This is a genomic window from Mesorhizobium sp. M0140, from assembly GCF_040322475.1.
Classification (GTDB): Bacteria; Pseudomonadota; Alphaproteobacteria; order Rhizobiales; family Rhizobiaceae; genus Mesorhizobium.
Genome location: NZ_JAMYTM010000009.1, coordinates 1 through 19,789 on the forward strand (window position 1 = coordinate 1; position 19,789 = coordinate 19,789).

Here is a 19,789-nt window from a genome sequence, read left to right on the forward strand (position 1 = left end):
GCACGCGATGCGCGCAACGAGTTCGTAATTGCAACTTGACACCCCAGATAGTCGCTCTCCCCCACTCCCGTGGGGGCGAGGAACCAGATCGATGCCCTCGACAATCCTGGGACTGTCGGCCATTAACCAAATGGACGCAACAGCCGCGTTACGCTAGCTTCGTCTCATCTCAGCAACAGCCGACCCAGAACAGTCCTGCCCTTGTCCAACCTGCGTCCCCTTCCGCTCATCCAGAGAGTTTTTGCGGCACTCGCCCTGCTGGTGCTGCTTGCCGGCTGCGCCACGACGCCGCCCGACAGCGTGCTGGCCGTGCCGGCGCCGGCGCAGAAATATGCCGCTATCGTCGTCGACGCCAGGACCGGCAAGCAGCTGTTCGAGGTCAGCTCGAGGGCGCAGCGCTACCCGGCCTCGCTGACCAAGATGATGACGCTGTATCTTTTGTTCGAGGCGCTGGAGTCCGGCCGCGTCAGCAAGCAGACGCAGATCCCGGTTTCGGACAACGCCGCCTCGCAGCCGTCGACCAAGATGCGCTTCCGGCGCGGCGAAAGCATCGACGTCGATTCGGCCATCCGCGCCATCGTCATCAAATCGGCCAACGACGTGGCGGTGGCGGTCGGCGAATATCTCGGCGGCTCGGAAGATCAGTTCGCCGCCATGATGACATCCAAAGCCCGCCAGCTCGGCATGACCAGCACCATTTTCCGCAACGCGTCGGGCCTGCCCGACGATGGCCAGATGACGACCGCGCGCGACATGGCGGTGCTCGGCATGGCGCTGCGTCAGCGCTTTCCCCAGCAGTTCCACTATTTCTCCGAAAGCGACTTCATGTTCCGCGGCCGGCTGGTGCGCGGCCACAACGACATGCTCGGCCGCGTGCGCGGCGTCGACGGCATCAAGACCGGCTACATCAGGGCCTCGGGCTTCAACATCGTCACCTCCTATAATGCCGACGGCCGCAATTTGATCGTCGTGGTGATGGGCGCCGACTCAGCCCGCCAGCGCAACGACCATGTCGAAGCGCTGATCCAGCGGAGCCTGTCGCCGACCATGGACGGCGCCAAGACCAGGCTGATGTTCGCCGAGCAGTAGTAGGCCGCGGCGCGATTCGCGTCTGGGCGCACGGTGACGGATAGGAATTTTTTCTTGACTCGGTGAGGGCAGCTACGCTACTATTTTGGGTATGGTGCTGAGTCGCGCCAATTGATCCACTGGAAACGTGACCCGCCCGCAAGGCGGGTTTTTTGTTGCCCGCCGCCGTGCAGAACCTTGTGCACGTTGGCGGGACAGCACCCCCCTCTGTCCTGCCGGGTGTTCGTCGCTCGGAAAGCCAAGCAATTGGCTTTCCGCCCGCTGCGCGGACCGCTCCTCAACCCCCGCAAGGGGGGAGATCAGCGGCTTCGGCGCTACGCTCACTCATGTGACGGTGGAAATTGGCGAAAGCCGGGATGACAGCCAATCTCCCTCCTTGCGGGGGAGATGTCCGGCAGGACAGAGGGGGGTGATTGGCGCTAACATCGGACAAGTTCTTCACCGCAAGCGACAGCTTATGGCATGGCCCTCCGGTCTTCGCTCCCGCTCCGCCCATGGATGACGAAGTTGGGCAATCTCGAACCTCGCCCTGAGCCTGCGAAGAGTGGACTGCCGGCAGCATCGAAGCCCATCGCCTCCTGCCCTCGATCAAAAACACTTGTAGTCCCACGAAATCCGTCGCGATGCTGGCGATGTTGCGGCATACGTCGCCCAGCACCACCAGGAGCCCGCACCATGAGCACCGTCCCCAAAACGCCCGAGCAACCGGCAGACAACCAGCACGACAGCGGCGGCGAATATTTCGAGGCGCCGATCATCGGTGAGCTTGAGGCCGATCCGGTGTCGGACGAGCACTTCGAGACGCCCGAAGTGCCGGACTCCGAACCCGCAGGCCCAGGCGCCCAACGCGGCAAACCGAAGAAAAAACCGTCGGCGATCTCAGGCCGCAAATTCCGCAAGCGCGATCTGGTGCGCATCGACACGCTGCGCCCGAGCCTCGCCGACCGCATCCGGTCGGACCATCCCGACCTGCCGGCCGGCGCCCGCATCAGCCGCGCCGAGCTCGGCCGCTACCGCATGCGCTACATGGAGGAGCTGCTGCAGCAGGAGCACGGCGAATTCTCCGAGCTCGACCGCCAGGTGGTCGAATCGATCGCCAGGCAGGACACGATTTCCGAAAACTCGGAAGAAGAGTTCGAGGAGCACCGCACCTTTGCCGACCGCGTCTCCGACAACATGGCGGCCTTCGGCGGCAGCTGGTGGTTCCTGATCTCGTTTGGCAGCGTGCTGCTGGTGTGGATCGGCATCAACCTGATCGCCGGCATGAGCAGCGCCTTCGATCCCTACCCCTTCATCCTGCTCAACCTGCTGCTCTCCTGCATCGCCGCCATCCAGGCGCCGATCATCATGATGAGCCAGAGGCGGCAGGAGTCCAAGGACCGCCTGCGCTCCTTCAACGACTACCGCGTCAACCTCAAGGCCGAGCTCGAAGTGCGCCATCTGCACGAAAAGCTCGACTACCTCATCTCGCGCCAATGGACACGCCTGGCCGAAATGCAGCAGATGCAGCTGGACGCGATGCACGAGCTGACCGGCGCGAAGAAGCCGAAACGTGCGGTGCGCCGGCGGCGGACGGTGCAGGGGTGAGGCGGGGTGAGTAGTGGTCCGCGCAGCGGACAAATAGCCAATTGCTTGGCTTTTCGAACTACGAACGCCCTGAGCCTGCGAAGAGCTGGATGGGTCGTAGCCCAGACGCACCGAGCCAAGTCGCCGCGCCAATCTCCAATTGCCCGTTGAAGCTCGCCCCGGCTTCCGCTAAGAAGCCGTGACTTGCCGGTTCACCGGCTGGTTCGTTTTCCGGATCGTCGATCCTGAGAGCACCCGTAGCTCAGCTGGATAGAGCGCTGCCCTCCGAAGGCAGAGGTCACAGGTTCGAATCCTGTCGGGTGCGCCAATAATCAAAGAGTTACCGGTTATTCGCGGCGCATTGGCAGGCGATCCCACATTCGCGTCCCACATAGAGCCCATAACGAAGTATTCAGGACCATTGATTAACCATTCTCATTGAGGAGAATCGCCCAATGGCAGAGACATCAATCGAATGGACTGATGCGACCTGGAACCCGGTTGCAGGCTGTACCATCCTGACCGCTGGCTGCACCAATTGCTACGCGATGCGCATGGCCGCTCGGCTCGAGGCGATGGGCTTGGAGAAATACCAAGGCCTGACGCGCAAGACCGGGGGCCGCGCCAAGTGGACGGGCAAGGTGACGACGGACCCGAAATCTCTTGCGACGCCGACGACTTGGAAGAAATCTCGCCGGGTCTTCGTCAACTCGATGTCCGACCTTTTTCATATAGACGTGCCTGCCGATTTTATCCGACAGGTCTGGACGGTAATGTCAGAAACGCCGAGGCATACCTATCAGATTCTCACGAAGCGACCGGAGCGAATGGCGGAAGTTCTGACGCGCGGAGATTTTCCGGTGCTGTCGAACGTCTGGCTTGGCACAAGCGTCGAGGACAAACGCGTTCTCGATCGATTGGACGAGTTGCGCAAGGTGCCGGCGGCCATCAGGTTTGTTTCGCTCGAACCTCTAATCGGGTCGGTGGCGGGCGCTGATCTGACCAATATTGATTGGGCGATCATCGGCGGCGAGTCTGGGCCGGGCTCGCGCTACATGGACCCCCTTTGGGTCGATGAAATCGAAACTATGTGTCGGCGTTCTGGCACGGCCTTTTTCTTCAAGCAGTGGGGCGGTCGCAACAAGAAGGCGACTGGCCGCACGCTCAACGGCCGGACCTATGACGAGATGCCGAGCCTGTCGATTTGAGAATGTCAGCCCCGAAAGACTTGGCGAGCTTGATCGCTCGTTCAGAGGGATTCGATATCGCGCAGAAGAGCGAGAAACGCTGAGGCTTTTCAAGAACCGGAAGGGGATAAGGGTCCAAGACCTCAGCAAAGATCGTCTTGAGCCGCAGCCTCACATACTGCTCCAGCCCGCCGACGTCAGCGCTGCGTTGGAGCGTTTCGGAGTCATCAAGATAGCCAAGCAGATCCACAGTCGGCGGCGCCTTCACCTTCGAATAGAGTTCGCCTTTCCATTCGTCAGTCCCCAGCATGCGAGTTATGGCCGCTTCTTTGATCGCGTCGATCTTCGACATGTCCCTGGCGGCCTGTCGATACAGGCCAGCCAAAGGAAAGAGATACCAGACATCGATCGCCTTGGTGGCAGCGATCTTCTTCAGCGTCTCCCACTCGACCTCCATGCCATAGGGATCGAGGAACATCACAGCTCTGGTTTTCTTCCAGCCGTCCCACTCGATTTCACCCTGTATCAGACTATTCGCATCACCCTGCAAAACTGAAATGTCGCGATGAGAGTTTGCGGCCTTTAGGCCCTCCAGCGCTGCCACGTGTTTACGGCGCGTGTCCATGAAAACCAGGCGGTCGAACGGTGGGGTGATATCGATCGCAATTTGCGCCGAACCTCGGCGCTGCTCGACTTGCTCTGGAGCGGGCTCTTCCAACAGGTCGCCTGCCCGAGCTTTCACCCGAACAGTACGTCTACCTGTGCCGGCAAATGCGTCGATGTACCAAACGTGGTCGCACCAATTGTGCAGAGCGGCCGAATAGCGTTTCAGGTACGCCTCAACGATGGCGAGTTTTATCTCAGTATGTTGTCCGCCGAATTCGTGGTCGTCCCCCGCCATTTCCAGCCCTCCCAAGGGATGTGACAATCTTCCGACCCGAACTCATATGCAACCATGGCGCGCCGGTTAGGTTCGTGCACTTTGCTTTTCTTGACGGCTAGCTACGATGCCGCCTCTTTCACACAGGCGCGGGCGAGCCCCGGACGCCTCAGAGAAAGCTGGCCCAGTGACTTTCGGCGACAATCGAGATTGGCCATCCTTGGTCGCGCCAGCCGGTAGCCTTGACGATTTTGTCGCCAAATGAGGAATGCTTCCACGATTCGGTGGCATAAGCGCCTATAACCAAGACCTCTGTTTTCTGGCTCAGACCTCCCGCGAAGCCCCCGCGATCCGCAATGGCCTGTTCGCAATGCTTCCGCTGGCCAAAATTGAATGTGCCTGTGAAGCAGTACAATCGGCCGACGAAAGTCAAAGTCGGAGCCGGATCGCAGAGTGGGAGCGTCGTCGGCTTTAGCACTTCTCCAAGTTCAAAATCACGACTCGAGAAGCTGTTTAGCGTCTCCAGAAGTACGCCGTGTTCCTCGGAATCGAGCACGCCGTCTTCGAGGATTTCATTGATACGCTGGTACAGCGTTTGGATTATTGGTTGATTGCTGATCTCCGCATTAGCTGCCAGCCATTTTTGAAGGAACTCGACCTCGATCTTGTTGATCGTTCCATCCGCGGCCAAGCCGCGAGCGAGCCCGATGAGTTCGTCGATCTGACGCGACGAGATGCGATCGCCACCAACGCGATTGTAAAATTTGTCGTCCACTGATGTGTCCTCCACCTTGCTAGTCGCAAACAACCGGATTCGTCCGCCCGTCCCAATCCGTGTGACAGTTCGAATCACGCATCGCCTCAACGCGCCATTTGACGCCGGGCATCTCGTCGATAACGCTCTCGAAAAACGCGTACACAGCGACTGCGCATAGCAACCCTACACACCACCCGAGCCAATTGCGGCCACTGCGCTCAGCCGCCCTCGTACCACTCCAAATGCCGGCTCCAGCCGCCGACACAAGCCCCGCATAGTACAGGACAATTGCCAGATAGGATTGGAAGAAGCCCGAGACGAAATTGCGCGCGGGCCATGCCATGCGCACTGAATCAAGAGCTACTAGCAGAGCCGCAGCAGACGCCAATCTCGCCCAAAGCGGCCACTCCAGCCATGCTGAGAATGTGCGGTCGATCATCAGTGATGGTACCCTTCGCGTTGCTCCAGGCCGTTTAGGGGGCCCATACCTGGCAAGTGCTCAGTACCAGCAGCGATAGTAGCCGCAGCGATAGTATGGACGAGAGTAGGGGCCGCTGCTGGCGGCCGCTGCCGCTACACCTACGACCGCGGCGCCCACGAATGCCGCCGCGATTGCCTGATTTTGAGAGACCCTGCGCTGCTCGCGCTGTCCTGATTGCTGCATCATGCAAGTGATGAAGAGTTGCGTGCCTGTTGCGACCATCGCCATGACGGTCGCGGCCGAAATCCACCGCATGGTTTTCCCCTCCATCGTGTAGATGGCGCCCCCGCTATCCCACACGTCTAAGCATAAAAGCACCTGCCGAACGGCACGGCAAGTTAATCGTTAATAAAAGGTTAATCGATATTTGTGATGGTGACGGGAGCTGGACTGGCGCCCCTCCGACGCTCTCCGAGCGTCCCCAAGACTACTTTCTGTATTGCAGATGAAGGCCGGCTGGGGGTTGTCTCCAAAAGCCAATCAAGGAACGCGGGAGGTCGTTGGTATATTTACAAGTATATCCGTACATTGTCAGTGCAACTTTCTGAATAAGATCGTCACCGTGGAGCACCATAGATATAATTGGCTAAGTATAGTTACCCAGCCACCCCCCTCACACTCTCCCGCTCCACCAGCGGGCACTCCAGCTTGGTAATCGGATACCGCCCCCGTCCAGGCGCTGCCGGCGCCTCCAGCTGTTCGATCGCCCATTGGCCCATTGCCATGTGCGGCAGGATCGAGGTCGTCAGCGGCGGGAACAGATGGCGGGCGATTTCCTCGTCGTCGTAGCCGACCACGGAAATATCCCCAGGGATGTGCAGACCGGCCTCCTTCAGCGCTTCGTAGCAGCCGATCGCGGTGCGGTCGTTCTGGCAGAAGATGGCGGTCGGCCGGTCTTTCAGCGCCAGCAGCTTGACGGTCGCGGCGTAGCCGGCGCTGGCCGACCAGTCGCCCTCGACCACCAATTCGCCGTCGAACGGGATGTCGGCGGTGGCGAGCGCGCGGCGGTAGCCTTTCAGCCGGTCTTGCGCCGCCTGCATCCACGGCTCGCCGGTGATGGTGGCGATGCGGCGGTGGCCGTGGCTGATCAGGTGGCGGGTCGAGCTCTGGCCGCCGGCGATCTCGCTCGGCACCACGGCCGGGAAGGCATAGTCCGCCGTGTAGCAGTTGAGCAGGATCACCGGGATGTCGAGGCCGTAGAGATAGTCGGGCGCGGTGATCTCGCGCGTGAAGATGGTCATGTAGATCAGCGCTGAAATGCCCCGCTTGGTGAGTGCGGCGATGGCGCGCGGCTCCATGACGGAATCGCCCAGCGTCTGCGCAACCAGCAGTACGTTGCCGGCGTTCCAAGAGGCCTGGCGCGCGCCCTCGATGGCGACCACGGCTTCCGGGCTGGTGGCGAGCTGGTCGACGGCAAAGCCGATCACCCCGTCGAGTCCTTCGAAGGCGGGCCCCTCGAAGGCAGGCAACGCCGGGTGAAGGGCCTCGAAGGCGGGCGCGGTGTAGCCAAGCGTCCGCGCGGCTTCGATCACCCGTTCGCGGGTCTGCTGCGACAGCTTGATCCCCGGCGAATTGTTGAGCACGAAGGAAACGGTCGCCTGCGAGCAGCCGGCCGCCCTGGCGATATCGATCATGGTCACGCGGCCCTTGGCGCCCTTGGCCGCCGCCTTGCGCCGCCTCGCCGTGTCGCTGGCCCGATCCGTCGTCTCGCTCATGGCAAATCCCAGTCTGGCAGGCCGGTCAGGCCGGCAAGATGGCGTGACGCCGTCGATTCATAGAGATATCGTCAAGGGCGTTTATAACTATTAGTATGCCGTAGGTCCATCCGCCATGCATCTCCATACAAGCCAAAACTCAAATGACAAAGGCTTGGGCGGTGGCCTTAGCGGTGAGGACGGCTCGCCGATGGATACGTCGCGAAACGCCGGCATTTGCCCCGCAACTAATACTGTTTACTAATACAAAAATGCGCTGTACCGTCAATCCGTCGCGTCCGGCCGGTCACGTCCGGGGCGGCGGGAGAGTACGAAAATGGCCCGGTGGCGAGCGGGTACTACCTTCGCGAGCCTCGTCTCGGATATGTGATATGTCAGACAAATCGGACTATTTACGAACGAAGGATGAGTCTCTAAGGTCCATGATCGTGGCTGGAACGACGCCATTCTTTCGGTGCCGGGAACCCCTTTGAGGAGGAGGGCGTCCACGCTGCAAACGGCAAATCAGGTCAGTGCAAGATCGGCCGGTCCAACGACTGAGCCAAACGGGAGGTTGAACATGAAATCCTTGATACGCAATGCATCCGTAGCCGCGGCCGCGCTGCTGCTTGGCCTGTCGGCCACGGCAATCGCGCGCGCCCAAGACAAGCCGACGCTGGCCTTCGTCGTCAACGGCGCTTCCGATTTCTGGAAGGCCGCCGAAGCCGGCGTCAAGAAGGCGCAGGGCGAACTGCCCGACTATACGCTCGAGCTCAAATATCCCGAGCAGTCCTCGGTCGCCATCCAGCAGCGGCTGATGGACGATCTGGTCACCGCCGGCGTCAAGGGCATCATGGTCTCGGCTGTCGATCCCAAGACCTCGACCGACGGCCTCAACAAGATCGCTTCGGAAACGGCGCTGTTCACCACCGACTCGGACGCCCCGCAGACCAAGCGCGTCGCCTATATCGGCTCGTCCAATGTCGATGCCGGCAAGCAGGCGGCCGAAATCGCCAAGAAGGCGATGCCCGATGGCGGAAAATGCCTCGGCTTCGTTGGCCTGCTCGGCGCCGACAATGCCAAGGAGCGCATCCAGGGCATGAAGGACGGCCTCGCCGGCACCAAGATCGAGCTGATCGACGTGCGCGGCGACGACATCGACCAGGCGCGCGCCAAGAAGAACGTCGAGGACGCGCTGGTTGCCAGCCCCGACGTCACCTGCATGGTCGGCTTCTACTCCTACAATACGCCGCGCATCTATGAAGCGCTGCGCGACGCCGGCAAGCTCGGCTCGATCACCGTCGTCGGCTTCGATGACGATCCGATCACGCTGGGCGGCGTCAAGGAAGGCACCATTGCCGCCACCGTCGTGCAGCAGCCCTTCGAATGGGCCTATCAGGGCATGAAGCTGATGGCTGCCTATCTCAAGGGCGACAAGTCGGGCATCCCGGAAGGCAACCTCATCATCATCCCGACCAAGATCATCGGCAAGGATGACGTCGACGCCTACGCCGCCAATCTGAAGGCGATGGCCGGAAAATAAGACTTGAAGCAGTTCAGCCGGCTCAACGTCGCTTGGGCCGGCTGCTCGCATTGACGAACCGCACGCGGATCGTCAGTCTGCCAAAAAGTCGGCCCGCCAATCGCTGTCAGGCATGATGAATTATTCCGACACATCCATCGCAGCAACGACGCCGTTCCTCAGCCTCGAGAACGTGCGCAAGACCTATCCGGGCGTCGTCGCGCTCGACGGCTTCTCCATGGAGGTCAGGCCGGGCGAGGTCATCGGCCTCGTCGGTGAAAACGGCGCCGGCAAATCGACCTTGATGAAGATTCTCGGCGGCGTCACCAAGCCGGACAGCGGCACGATCACCGTCGACGGCACCGCGCATGACAGGCTCTCCGTCGAAGGCAGCCTGGGTTCGGGCATCGCCTTCGTCCACCAGGAACTCAACCTGTTCGACAATCTCGATGTCGCCGCCAACATCTTTTTCGGCCGCGAGCCGTTGCGCGCCGGGCCGCTCAGGCTCGTCGACCGCGCCAAGCTGCGCACCATGGTGGCGCCGCTTTTGAAGCGCGTCGGCGCCAATTTTTCCGCCGACACGCCGGTCGCGACCCTGTCTCTGGCCCAGCAGCAGATGGTCGAGATCGCCAAGGCGCTGTCGATCGAGGCAAGGCTGGTCATCCTCGACGAGCCGACATCGAGCCTGCCGCTCGCCGAAACCGACAAATTGCTCGACGTCATCAAGGCGCTGAAGGCCGACGGCATCAGCGTCATCTTCATTTCGCACCGCCTGCACGAGGTCGAGCGCGTCGCCGACCGCGTCGTCGTGCTGCGCGACGGCATGCTGGCCGGCACCTTGCCGAAAAGCGACATCGGCCACGACCAGATGGTCAAGCTGATGATCGGCCGCATGCTGAAGGAGCGCGAGAAAGCCTCGGAGGCGGCGCGTGCGCCCGGCGCCGTAGCGCTTGCGGCCAAGGCCATTCGCACGCCTGCCTATCCCGGCCGCCCGGTCGATCTCGACGTCAGGCGCGGCGAAATCCTCGGTCTTGCCGGCCTTGTCGGCTCCGGCCGCACCGAACTGGCGCGGGTGTTCTTCGGCATTGACTCGAAGCTCGGCGGCGCGCTCGAGCTCGACGGCAAGCCGCTTGCGCTGGCTTCCGCGGCCGACGCTGTCGCGCATGGCATCTTCCTGGTGCCGGAAGACCGCAAGCTCACCGGCATCCTGCTCGACCTGTCGATCGCGCAGAACATTTCGCTGCCCAATCTGCCTGCGCATGCGCGCCGCTCCCTGGTGTCCTCAAGCGCCGAGACCGCCACCGCCGAGAAGCAAAAGAAAGATCTCGGCATCAAGGCGCCTTCGGTGCAGACGCGCACCGGCACGCTGTCGGGCGGCAACCAGCAGAAGGTCGTGCTCGGCAAATGGCTGGCCATGAACCCCAAGGTGATGATCCTCGACGAGCCGACGCGCGGCATCGACATCGGCGCCAAGGCGGAAATCTACGGGCTGATGCGCGCATTGGCCGACGCCGGCGTCGCCGTGCTGATGATCTCGTCGGACATGGAAGAGGTGATCGGCGTGTCCGATCGCATCGCCGTCATGCATGAGGGCCAGATCTCGGGCATTCTCGACAAGGACCGGTTCAGCCAGGAAAACGTCCTGCTGCTGGCGGTGGGCAAGCAGCCGAAATAGTTTTTGTTGCCACGGGTTCCGGTCCGGAACCTTCTAAGGCGGGCATTGGGGAGAAGACGATGAGCAAGAAAGATCTCGGCCTGCTGATCCTGATCCTGGTGGTCGGGGCGATCGTTGCGATCATCAATCCGCGCTTCCTGCTTCCGATCAACCTCGCCAACACCTCGAACCTGATCGGCCTGTTCGGCATCCTGTCGATCGGCCAGGCCTTCGTCATCATCACCGGCGGCATCGAATTGTCGGTCGGCTCGGTGGTCGCGCTGCTCGGAACGCTATTCATCGACTTTATCGCCGTGCGTGGCATGGGATGGCCGGTTGCCTTCGTGCTCATCCTGGTGCTTGGCGCCATCATCGGCCTGGCACATGGCTGGCTGATCACAAGGCTCAAGCTGCAGCCCTTCGTCGTCACCCTGTGCGGCCTTTTGATCTACCGCGGCGTCGCCCGCTTCTACACTGGCGACGGCACGGCGGGTTTTGCGTTCGGCCAGAATTTCCCCGACCTCGAATTCCTCACCGCCGGGCGCTCTTATGGCGTGCCGAACAGTTTCATCGCGCTGATCGTTATTTCGATCGTCATGTGGGTGGTGCTGCACCGCTCGGTGTTCGGCCGCTATCTCTACGCCATCGGCAAGAACGAGGAGGCGGCGAAATATTCCGGCATCCGCACCGGCCGCGTCGTCGTCGCCGCCTACGTCATCTGCGGCGTGCTGACGGCGCTGTCGGCGATCTATTTCGCCATGTACACGCGCTCGATCTCGCCGGCCAGCCACGGCCAGTTCTACGAACTCTACGCCATCGCCGCCGCCGTGCTCGGCGGCTTCTCGCTGCGCGGCGGCGAGGGCTCGCTGATCGGCGTCATCCTCGGCACGGTGCTGCTGCAGGAACTGCAGAACCTGGTCAATCTGCTCGGCATCCCGTCCTCGCTCAACTTCGCGGTGATGGGCGGCGTCATCCTCATCGGCGTGCTGGTCGACCAGCAATGGGGCGTGTTCCGGGAACGGCGGCTGATGGTCGACGCCACGCGCAAGAGCGCTTCCGGCGCGGCCGCGGAATAATCGCCCTGCCAAGACGCGCCGCGCGTTTGTCGGCGCCTGGCGGCATGAATGAAATGGTTGCGGCCTTGCCGCCCTTCTGCGATTGCGGGACGTCTCCACATCATGCCGGATGTCGGTGGCGGACGAGTGGCAAGCCATGAGAGCGAAACCTGAACTGTTGATGTTGAGGGCAGGGGCGCTTGAAGCCGAACTGGCGCCGCAAATCGGCGGCAGCGTGAGCGCGCTGCGCTGGCGCGGCATCGATCTCCTGCGCCGGCTTTCGGACGGGGATCGCGATACCGGCAATGTGCTTGGCGTGGCCATGTTTCCAATGACGCCCTACGCCAATCGCATCACTGGGAACGCTTTCGACTTCGGGGCGCAGCGCTGGCAGGTCCTGCCCAACAATCCGCCGGAGAAATTCAACGTGCACGGCAGCGGCTGGCAACACGCCTGGACTGTCACCGAGACAGCAGCCGCGAACGCGACGCTGACGCTGGACATTGCCGCCGGAGCCGAGCCCTATTCCTATCGAGCGACGCAGGCTTTCGCGGTCACCGAAGAGGGGCTGAGCGTCACCATTACGCTCACCAACACCGGACCGGTTACCTTGCCGTTCGGTTTTGGCCTGCATCCCTGGTTCGATCGCGATCCGGACGTGACATTGCAATTCGAGGCGAAGCGCTTCTACCTCGAAGAGCCGGATGGCATTTCCGGTGATCCGATCACACTTCCGCCCGAACTCGACTTTGCCGAGGACCGGCCTTTGCCAAACGGCTGGCGCAACAGTGATTACGGCGGCTGGAGGGGCGAGGCGATCATTCGTTTTCCAACCCGCGGTGCCGGCTTGCGGATCAAGGCCGACCCGGTCTTCAAGCATCTGATGCTCTACGCCGATCCGACAAAACCGTATTTCTGCGTCGAGCCGCAAACGAATGCCTCCGGTGCTTTCAACCGGGGCCGGTGGGACGATCCGGAGGAAGGCGTGATCGTGCTGGCCCCTGGCGAAAGTGCTGCCGGCACCGTCTTGTTCATGCCTTTTGCGCTTGAAGGCTAGCCTAGATCAGGCCCGATATGTCGGAAAAGGCCATCGCCTTGCGCAGCACCTCGGCAAAACGCTTGCCGGCGGCTTCGCGTGGGCCGCTGTTGTCGATCGAGGTGACGCCGGGCCCGGACAGAGTGACATTGGCGCTGCGCGCCAGTCGCGCCAGCACCTCGCCGCGTGACTCGCGGCCGCGCATCGCCAGACGCTCTGCCAGCACGTCGGGAGAGGCGGTGATCTCGACGATGGCCAGATTGGCATAGCGTTCGCGCAAGGAGGGGATGATCGCGCGCGACACATTGGCGACAGCGACACGGCCATTGGCAACGGACCAGTCGACATCGGCAGGGATGCCGTAGCGCAAGCCGTGCGCTTCCCAGGAGATGGCGAAGGCGCCATCGGCTTCGGCCTCGACGAAGGCGGCATCGGCCAGCGTGTCGTGGTCCTCGCTGGCGACATCGCTCAGCCTGGTGATGACGCGGCGGACGAACTCCAGCCTTGTCTCATCGGCAAAGCGGGCGCGGGCGTAGCCGATCACTGTGTCCTTGCCGGCGCCGCTTGGGCCGACGACGGCGACGAAAACGCCATCGCGGATCGGAAACGTCTCGGCCGACAATTCCCGCTCGATCGATGCCGACACCATCATGCGACCCGGCTTCCCTGCCGCCACACGGTGCGCACCACCGGGACATGGTCGTCGACGCGCACGCGCACCAGATCGGCGCGGCGGCCCTGTTCGATGACGCCGCGATCGGTCAGGCCAACCGCATCGGCCGGGTTCTTCGAGACCATGGCGACGGCCTGCGGCAGGGAAATGCCTTCGACGACATCGCCGAGGAAGAACGCCGACTGGATCAAGCTGAAGGGAATATAGTCGGATGACAAGATGTCGAGCAGGCCGTCGCCGGCCAGCGTACGGGCGGAGACATTGCCCGAATGCGAGGCGCCGCGCATGACGTTGGGCGCGCCCATCAGCACGCCCATCCCGGCCTCTTTCGAGGCCCTGGCGGCCTCTTCCGTGGTCGGGAATTCGGCGACGCGCACGCCCTGCTCGATCGCCTCGTCGACATGGCCTGATGTGGCGTCGTCGTGGCTGGCCAGCACGATGCCGCGCTCCTGGCAGGCGGCTGATATCACCGCCCGGTTCGGCGCCGAATTGCGCGCCGATTCGGCCATCCGCTTTTCGCAGAACAGCTTGAAGTCGCGATCGGTCAGCTTCAGCTTGCGCTGGTAATAGTAGGCATAGGTCTCGAGGTTGACGAACTGGCGCTGGCCTGGCGCATGGTCCATCAGCGACGCCAGTCTGACTCGCTCGTCGCCGTCGAAATTGGCGAAAGCCCTGAGGCAGTCCGGTGCCGAAACCTCGCAGCGCAGATGGATGAAATGATCGGCGCGCAGACGGTCCTGCTTCACACTGTCCTCGATTGCGTCGGCCAGCTTGCGGATGTCGGCCGATGTCAGGTCGGCGTCTTCGTCCATGCCGACGCGCAAGGCGTCGAGCACGGTGGTGATGCCGGCGGTCGCTACCTGCGCGTCATGGGCGAGCACGGCGGCGATCGGATTCCAGCGCACCTTGGGCCGCGGCGCGTAGTGGCCTTCGAGATGGTCGGTGTGCAATTCGACCAGCCCGGGAATGACATAGTCGCCGTCCATATCCTCGCCGATGCGGCTGATGCCGGATTCGATGCCGGCGATAAAGCCGTCGCGCAGCACCAGCGAACCCTCGACGATCTCGTCGGCAAGCACGATGCGGGCATTGTGGAGAACAGTCTCGGCGGTCATTTCAGGCAGTCCTTCAGGCGGTTTTTCTGGCCGGGCGGCGCCCGAGCGCGTGATGCGAGAGCACCATGAACGGTGCACCCGGTTCGGTTTCGACAAACAAGGTCAGCGCATCCACCAGCACCTTCTGTTGCAGCACTTCCGCGAACAGGCTGTCGATCGCTGCGCGCAAACGAGGGCTTTCCTGTGACCCCGCCCGGCCCGACAGCGTCATGTGGAAGCGAAAGGTTTCGAAGACATAGGGGTAACCCCATTGGCAGAGGTTGCGGAACTCGGCCGGCTTCAGCGAATCCGGGCTGCGCCGCTCGATTTCCGCTTCGCTTAGCGGTGCGCGAAACCGGTCGAAATCGCGCACCACGTCATCGGCGAACCGGTTGAGCGCAGGCACTGGCCCTTCCGGCACCAGTGCGAAGAAGCCGTCGATCTGGCTCACGACGAGACGCGGGATGGTCACCGCCGGCGTCGCCTCGGCGAATTGGTCGAGTGCGGCGCGCAGCGAGGCTTCGGTCTCGTTGGCAGCCAGGCGGAAAGGCGCTTTCAGCGTCGCGTGGAAACCATAGCGGCGCGCCGAGGCGCTGTGGAAAGCGACTTCCGCCGCCGACAGGTCGGCTACAGCCTCGACCGGCCTTGTCGCGGCGCCGAACGGGTCGCGGCCGAGCCAGTTGGCGGCGATCCGAGCCAACGGCTCGTCCTGCCGGGGGGTGAAATAGAGAGCATAACGCATGGAAAGTCCTTGTCAGCTTCGCTGCCATAGGTGATTTCCATGACGAATTGACGAAGCCTTGCTGGCTTTCAGGTAACAAAACGCTGCGGCGGGGTCATTAGCCGACGATTTTTTCGTGCTGGACCAGGGAGCGAGTGCTCACGCAGCGACCGGTCAGGCCTTCATCAGCCATTCATGCTCAGGCGCATTGTGGAATTTCCACGTCCGCTTCGGTCCGGCCATGACGTTGAGATAATAGAGGTCATAGCCGTGGCAGGCGGCGCAGGGGTGATAACCCCCGGGCACCAGCACGACATCGCCATCCTCGATCGCCATGGCTTCGTCGAGCGCGCGATGGCCGTTCTTGTCGGCATCGGTGTAGACGCGCTGGAAGGCAAAGCCCTGCGGCGGGTTGAGACGGTGATAGTAGGTTTCCTCAAGATAGGATTCAGCGGGCAGATTGTCCTGGTCGTGCTTGTGCGGCGGGTAGCTCGACGTGTGGCCGCCAGGCGTGATGACCTCGACCACCAGCAGCGAATCGGCCGGCTTGCCCTCCGGCAATATGTTGGTGACGTAGCGCGTGTTGGTGCCCTTGCCGCGCACCTCCTGGCCGAGATCGTCCGGTGCGATCACCCGCGCCGGCAGGCCGCCGCCAAGGCCCGGCGCCGAGCAGACGGCAAGTTCCAGCTCGGTATCCGCCGTCACCGACCAGTCGGAGCCTTGCGGAATGTAGACCGACCACGGCTTGCCCTCGAAGGGCGACATGCGCCCGCCGAGCAGACCGAGCTCCTTGCCGCCGGCCTTGGCCTTGCCCTTGCCGGTGACGAACACCAGGCAGACTTCGCGATCCTCCGTCTTGCCGGAGACGCTCTCGCCCGGCTTCAGCCGATGCAGGTCGAAACCGACATAGGTCCAGCCGGCGCTTTTCGGCGTCACATGGGCGACGCGGCCAAGGCCTTTGTCGGCTTTGACGAGCAGCTTCGACATTTCTTGTCTCCTATTCCAGTGGCCTGACGGTTGCAGGCCTGTAAAGCCAAGTCGTTTGTTTGAAAGGACCATCGCAAACGTTCGGAAATTGGCCGGCGCCCTTCCAACTTCGTCATCCTAGGGTCTGCGCCGCGTCGCTGCGCTCCTTGCTCCGCCCTAGGATGACGAAGTTAGAAGCACTGCAAGCCAATCGCCAACGCATGCGATCAGTCACTCCTTCGGTTCGGCCTCGGCCTTCGCCTCGTCGGCCGGCTTATAGAGATAAAAAAACTGCCAGACGGCGTAGCCGGCGAAGCCGAGCGCGATCATGCCCCAGAACGGCGTGCCGGTGGCGAACTCGATGATCGACCAGATGACGCAGACCGCGACGATGGCGACGCGCCGCCACAAAGGCCGGAAGAAGGGGTGTTCGGAATCTTTCATCGGGCCAATCTACAGCAATCGGCCTCGCCGGGAACCCGTCGCACCAGCCATTGGGAAACTAGACATTTGGAAAGCCTTGCGTCTCGACCGTATAGCCGGCGGCGGTCATGACGCGCATCAATTCCTTGTAGCCAACCTGCGCCATCCTGAGTGGCGGGTTCTTCTTCGGGTCCTGCTCCGCCTCGACCACGAACCAGCCCTCATAGCCATGGTCGGCGAAGCGCTGCACGATGGCGCCGAAATCCAGCGAACCATCGCCCGGCACGGTGAAGGCGCCCAGCGCCACCGCGTCGAGGAAGGATTGTTTGGTGCGATCGAGCTTTTCGATCACCCCCATGCGAACGTCCTTCACATGCACATGGCTGATCCGGGTATGATGGTTGTCGATAGCGCGCAGCACGTCGCCGCCGGCGAATGCCAGATGTCCAGCATCGAGCAGCAGGGGAATGCCGGCTCCGGAATAGCGCATGAAGGCATCGAGTTCCGGCTCGGTCTCGACCACTGCCGCCATATGGTGGTGGTAGGAGAGCGGCATGCCTTGCTCGGCGCACCATTCGCCAAACGCGGTCAGGCGTTTCGCGTAGGCCTTCATCTCGTCATCCGACAGCTTCGGCTTGGTGGCCAACGGCTTCGAGCGGTCGCCCTGGATCGAGCGGCCGACCTCGCCATAGACGATGCAAGGCGCGTTCACGGCCTTGAACAGGTCGATCATCGGCTGGATGCGATCCTTGTTGTCGGCCATCTCCCCATCGACCAGCGTGCCCGAGAACCAGCCGCCGCACAGCGTGACGTCGGCGGCCTTCAGGATCGGCAGCATGATTTCGGGATCATTGGGAAAACGCCGGCCCATCTCCATGCCGGTGAAGCCGGCCGAGCGCGACTGGCGCAGACATTCTTCCAGCGACACATCATCGCTGAGTTCCGCAAGATCGTCGTTCCACCACGCAATGGGGGACATGCCCAGTTTGGCTTTCAAGTCGTCACTCCAGTTCAGTTCGTATTCACCCCCTTGTGGGGGTCCGAAGGACGGGCGAGACCGTTGCTCGCCCCGGCAAGTCGCTGCGAAGCAGCGGGGTGGGGGAGGTAGGGGTGGCAGCGCCTTATCAATCGCCGACGGTCTGCATCTTGCGCTTCTCGTCATACGCCTTGCGCGCCGCGTTGACCTGCGGCCGTACAGACACTTCCGGCACCGCCACGTCCCACCAATGGCCCCCGGCATCGGTGGAAACCAGCGGGTCGGTGTCGATGACCAGCACGGTGGTGCGGTTGTTCTTCTTTGCCTTCTCCAGCGCGTTTTCCAGCCCGGCGATCGACGGCACCTTCTCGGCGATCGCCCCCATGCTCGCCGCATGCGCGGCAAAGTCGATGTCGGGCAGCACCTCGTGGCGCGAGTCCTTGAGGAGGTTGTTGAAGTTGGCGCCGCCGGTCGCCATCTGCAGCCGGTTGATGCAGCCATAGCCGCGGTTGTCGAGCAGCACGATGGTGAGCTTGAGGCCGAGCATCACCGAGGTGGCGATTTCGGAGTTCATCATCAGGTAGGAGCCGTCGCCGATCATGACGACGATCTCCTCGCCGGGCTTCGCCATCTTGGCTCCGAGCCCGCCGGCAATCTCGTAGCCCATGGTCGAGAAGCCATATTCGCCATGATACGATCCGGGCGCGCCCGCCTGCCAGAGTTTGTGCAGTTCGCCCGGCAACCCGCCGGAGGCATTCAGCAGTGTCACATTGGTGCCCATGGCGCGCTGCACGGCGCCGATCACCTGCGCGTCGGACGGGTAGGCCGCATTGGTCGACGCCGTCACCTTGGCCGCCTCGGCCTGCCAGGCCTTCTTGCCGGTGGCCGCATTGTCGGTCCAGGTGGAAGGTGCCTTCCAGCCGTTCAGCGCAGCACCGAGTTCAGCCAGGCCCTCGGCCGCATCGGCCACCAATGGTAGGGCGCGGTGCTTGCCGGCGTCGAAGGGCTGCACGTTGAGCCCGATGATGGTCTTGCCCGAATTCTTGAACAGCGCCCACGAACCAGTGGTGAAATCCTGCAGGCGCGTGCCGATGGCCAGCACGACATCGGCGTCCTCAGCCAGCCGGTTGGCGGCAGAAGTGCCGGTGACGCCGACCGCCGCCATGTTGAGCGGATGGTCGTCCGGCAGCGAGGATTTGCCGCCTTGCGTCTCGCAGACCGGGATGCCGGCGCTCTCGGCGAATTTCGCCAGTTCGTCCGACGCCTGCGAATAGAGGACACCGCCGCCGGCGATCACCAGCGGCTTTTTTGCGCCCTCTAGCGCCGCGACCGCGGCGGCAAGCTCATGGCGATCCGGGCGCGGCCGGCGCTGGTGCCAGACCCGCTCGGCAAAGAAACTCTCGGGGTAGTCGTAGGCCTCGGCCTGCACGTCCTGGCACAGAGACAGCGTCACCGGGCCGCATTCGGCCGGATCGGTCAGCACTTGCATGGCGCGGCTGAGCGCAGGAATGATCTGCTCCGGCCGGGTGATGCGGTCGAAATAGCGCGAAACCGGACGGAAGCAGTCATTGACCGTCGCCGTGCCGTCAGAAAAGTCCTCGGCCTGCTGCAGCACCGGGTCGGGAATGCGGTTCGCGAAGACGTCGCCCGGCAAAAACAGGACGGGCAACCTGTTTACATGGGCGAGCGCCGCCGCCGTCACCATGTTGAGCGCGCCGGGGCCGATCGAAGAGGTCGCGGCCATGAAGCGGCGGCGGAAATTGGCCTTGCCATAGGCGATCGCCGCATGCGCCATCGCCTGTTCATTGTGGGCGCGGAAGGTCGGCAATTCGTCGCGCAGCTGATAGAGCGCCTCGCCGATGCCGGCGACATTGCCGTGGCCGAAGATCGCCCATACGCCGCCGAAGATGGGGACTTTGCTACCGTCGATCTCGGTCATCTGGCGCGACAGGAAGCGGGTCAGCGCCTGCGCCATTGTCAGGCGGATTGTCTTGCTCATGGTGTTTTCCTCCGCA

Annotated in this window: 18 protein-coding genes and 1 tRNA gene; 8 read left to right on the plus strand and 11 right to left on the minus strand. The window is 62.7% G+C overall.

Features of this window, described 5'->3' with window-relative positions:
• The first annotated feature begins 201 nt into the window (after positions 1–201).
• The 4 genes from NKJ37_RS11245 (at position 202) to NKJ37_RS11260 (ending at position 3,863) form a co-directional block, all read left to right on the plus strand.
• Entirely contained in the window at positions 202–1,089 is an 888-nt protein-coding gene (locus NKJ37_RS11245) for a D-alanyl-D-alanine carboxypeptidase family protein (protein WP_352773835.1), read from the plus strand.
• A 675-nt stretch (positions 1,090–1,764) separates the two neighbouring features.
• Entirely contained in the window at positions 1,765–2,676 is a 912-nt protein-coding gene (locus tag NKJ37_RS11250) for a DUF1003 domain-containing protein (protein ID WP_352773836.1), read from the plus strand.
• A 230-nt stretch (positions 2,677–2,906) separates the two neighbouring features.
• Positions 2,907–2,983 (plus strand) — tRNA-Arg (locus NKJ37_RS11255).
• Positions 2,984–3,110: 127 nt separating this feature from the next.
• Positions 3,111–3,863 carry a DUF5131 family protein gene (locus NKJ37_RS11260; RefSeq protein WP_352773837.1) on the plus strand — a complete coding sequence of 251 codons (753 nt, stop codon included), beginning with the start codon at positions 3,111–3,113 and terminating at the stop codon, positions 3,861–3,863.
• Here NKJ37_RS11260 and tcmP read toward each other — a convergent pair.
• The 4 genes from tcmP to NKJ37_RS11280 form a co-directional block, all read right to left on the minus strand.
• Positions 3,820–4,743 carry a three-Cys-motif partner protein TcmP gene (gene tcmP / locus NKJ37_RS11265; protein WP_352773838.1) on the minus strand — a complete coding sequence of 308 codons (924 nt, stop codon included), beginning with the start codon at positions 4,741–4,743 and terminating at the stop codon, positions 3,820–3,822. The genes NKJ37_RS11260 and tcmP overlap by 44 nt on opposite strands.
• A 148-nt stretch (positions 4,744–4,891) precedes the next feature.
• Positions 4,892–5,497 carry a BRCT domain-containing protein gene (locus tag NKJ37_RS11270; protein ID WP_352773839.1) on the minus strand — a complete coding sequence of 202 codons (606 nt, stop codon included), beginning with the start codon at positions 5,495–5,497 and terminating at the stop codon, positions 4,892–4,894.
• Positions 5,498–5,978: 481 nt separating this feature from the next.
• Complete coding sequence (locus tag NKJ37_RS11275) at positions 5,979–6,215, minus strand: hypothetical protein (RefSeq protein ID WP_352773840.1); 237 nt, start codon at positions 6,213–6,215, stop codon at positions 5,979–5,981.
• A gap of 341 nt (positions 6,216–6,556) precedes the next feature.
• Positions 6,557–7,675: a LacI family DNA-binding transcriptional regulator gene (locus NKJ37_RS11280; protein ID WP_352773841.1), complete on the minus strand. Its 1,119-nt coding sequence runs from the start codon at positions 7,673–7,675 to the stop codon at positions 6,557–6,559.
• 559 nt (positions 7,676–8,234) lie between these two features.
• On the opposite strand from NKJ37_RS11280, the gene NKJ37_RS11285 reads away from it, so the two are divergent.
• The 4 genes from NKJ37_RS11285 to NKJ37_RS11300 all read left to right on the plus strand — a co-directional run bounded on the left by NKJ37_RS11285 (position 8,235) and on the right by NKJ37_RS11300 (position 12,942).
• A complete protein-coding gene (locus NKJ37_RS11285; RefSeq protein WP_023810675.1) occupies positions 8,235–9,197 on the plus strand; it encodes a sugar-binding protein in 963 nt (320 codons plus the stop codon).
• Between the two features lie 115 nt (positions 9,198–9,312).
• On the plus strand, positions 9,313–10,851 hold the full coding sequence (locus tag NKJ37_RS11290; protein WP_352773893.1) for a sugar ABC transporter ATP-binding protein: 1,539 nt from the start codon (positions 9,313–9,315) through the stop codon (positions 10,849–10,851).
• Between the two features lie 59 nt (positions 10,852–10,910).
• Positions 10,911–11,906, plus strand: coding sequence for an ABC transporter permease (locus NKJ37_RS11295; protein ID WP_352773842.1), 996 nt, complete (start codon positions 10,911–10,913; stop codon positions 11,904–11,906).
• 136 nt (positions 11,907–12,042) lie between these two features.
• The gene (locus NKJ37_RS11300; RefSeq protein ID WP_031213037.1) at positions 12,043–12,942 is read left to right on the plus strand and encodes an aldose 1-epimerase; all 900 of its coding nucleotides are present in this window, start codon (positions 12,043–12,045) and stop codon (positions 12,940–12,942) included.
• A gap of 1 nt (position 12,943) precedes the next feature.
• Here the strand turns inward: NKJ37_RS11300 and phnN are convergent, their stop codons facing one another.
• From phnN to iolD, 7 genes are all read right to left on the minus strand, one after another.
• Complete coding sequence (gene phnN, locus NKJ37_RS11305; protein ID WP_352773843.1) at positions 12,944–13,573, minus strand: phosphonate metabolism protein/1,5-bisphosphokinase (PRPP-forming) PhnN; 630 nt, start codon at positions 13,571–13,573, stop codon at positions 12,944–12,946.
• The gene (locus NKJ37_RS11310; protein WP_352585694.1) at positions 13,570–14,709 is read right to left on the minus strand and encodes an alpha-D-ribose 1-methylphosphonate 5-triphosphate diphosphatase; all 1,140 of its coding nucleotides are present in this window, start codon (positions 14,707–14,709) and stop codon (positions 13,570–13,572) included. The genes phnN and NKJ37_RS11310 overlap by 4 nt, the downstream gene beginning before the upstream one ends.
• 13 nt (positions 14,710–14,722) lie before the next feature.
• Positions 14,723–15,430, minus strand: a complete 708-nt coding sequence (locus tag NKJ37_RS11315) for a DUF1045 domain-containing protein (protein WP_352773844.1) — start codon at positions 15,428–15,430, stop codon at positions 14,723–14,725.
• Between the two features lie 153 nt (positions 15,431–15,583).
• The gene (gene iolB, locus NKJ37_RS11320) at positions 15,584–16,396 is read right to left on the minus strand and encodes a 5-deoxy-glucuronate isomerase (RefSeq protein ID WP_352440536.1); all 813 of its coding nucleotides are present in this window, start codon (positions 16,394–16,396) and stop codon (positions 15,584–15,586) included.
• 210 nt (positions 16,397–16,606) lie between these two features.
• A complete protein-coding gene (locus NKJ37_RS11325) occupies positions 16,607–16,819 on the minus strand; it encodes a DUF3329 domain-containing protein (protein WP_023810667.1) in 213 nt (70 codons plus the stop codon).
• A gap of 58 nt (positions 16,820–16,877) precedes the next feature.
• The gene (gene iolE / locus NKJ37_RS11330; protein WP_127330503.1) at positions 16,878–17,795 is read right to left on the minus strand and encodes a myo-inosose-2 dehydratase; all 918 of its coding nucleotides are present in this window, start codon (positions 17,793–17,795) and stop codon (positions 16,878–16,880) included.
• Positions 17,796–17,922: 127 nt separating this feature from the next.
• A complete protein-coding gene (gene iolD / locus NKJ37_RS11335; RefSeq protein WP_352611013.1) occupies positions 17,923–19,773 on the minus strand; it encodes a 3D-(3,5/4)-trihydroxycyclohexane-1,2-dione acylhydrolase (decyclizing) in 1,851 nt (616 codons plus the stop codon).
• Positions 19,774–19,789 lie beyond the last annotated feature (16 nt).

Bases quoted from the DNA above. Each gene is read 5' to 3' on its own strand.
- NKJ37_RS11250 (WP_352773836.1), top strand. From the start codon at position 1,765: ATGAGCACCGTCCCCAAAACGCCCGAGCAACCGGCAGACAACCAGCAC.
- NKJ37_RS11260 (WP_352773837.1), top strand. From the start codon at position 3,111: ATGGCAGAGACATCAATCGAATGGACTGATGCGACCTGGAACCCGGTT.
- tcmP (WP_352773838.1), bottom strand. From the start codon at position 4,743: ATGGCGGGGGACGACCACGAATTCGGCGGACAACATACTGAGATAAAA.
- NKJ37_RS11275 (WP_352773840.1), bottom strand. From the start codon at position 6,215: ATGCGGTGGATTTCGGCCGCGACCGTCATGGCGATGGTCGCAACAGGC.
- NKJ37_RS11280 (WP_352773841.1), bottom strand. From the start codon at position 7,675: ATGAGCGAGACGACGGATCGGGCCAGCGACACGGCGAGGCGGCGCAAG.
- NKJ37_RS11285 (WP_023810675.1), top strand. From the start codon at position 8,235: ATGAAATCCTTGATACGCAATGCATCCGTAGCCGCGGCCGCGCTGCTG.
- NKJ37_RS11290 (WP_352773893.1), top strand. From the start codon at position 9,313: ATGAATTATTCCGACACATCCATCGCAGCAACGACGCCGTTCCTCAGC.
- NKJ37_RS11295 (WP_352773842.1), top strand. From the start codon at position 10,911: ATGAGCAAGAAAGATCTCGGCCTGCTGATCCTGATCCTGGTGGTCGGG.
- NKJ37_RS11300 (WP_031213037.1), top strand. From the start codon at position 12,043: ATGAGAGCGAAACCTGAACTGTTGATGTTGAGGGCAGGGGCGCTTGAA.
- phnN (WP_352773843.1), bottom strand. From the start codon at position 13,573: ATGATGGTGTCGGCATCGATCGAGCGGGAATTGTCGGCCGAGACGTTT.
- NKJ37_RS11310 (WP_352585694.1), bottom strand. From the start codon at position 14,709: ATGACCGCCGAGACTGTTCTCCACAATGCCCGCATCGTGCTTGCCGAC.
- NKJ37_RS11315 (WP_352773844.1), bottom strand. From the start codon at position 15,430: ATGCGTTATGCTCTCTATTTCACCCCCCGGCAGGACGAGCCGTTGGCT.
- iolB (WP_352440536.1), bottom strand. From the start codon at position 16,396: ATGTCGAAGCTGCTCGTCAAAGCCGACAAAGGCCTTGGCCGCGTCGCC.
- NKJ37_RS11325 (WP_023810667.1), bottom strand. From the start codon at position 16,819: ATGAAAGATTCCGAACACCCCTTCTTCCGGCCTTTGTGGCGGCGCGTC.
- iolD (WP_352611013.1), bottom strand. From the start codon at position 19,773: ATGAGCAAGACAATCCGCCTGACAATGGCGCAGGCGCTGACCCGCTTC.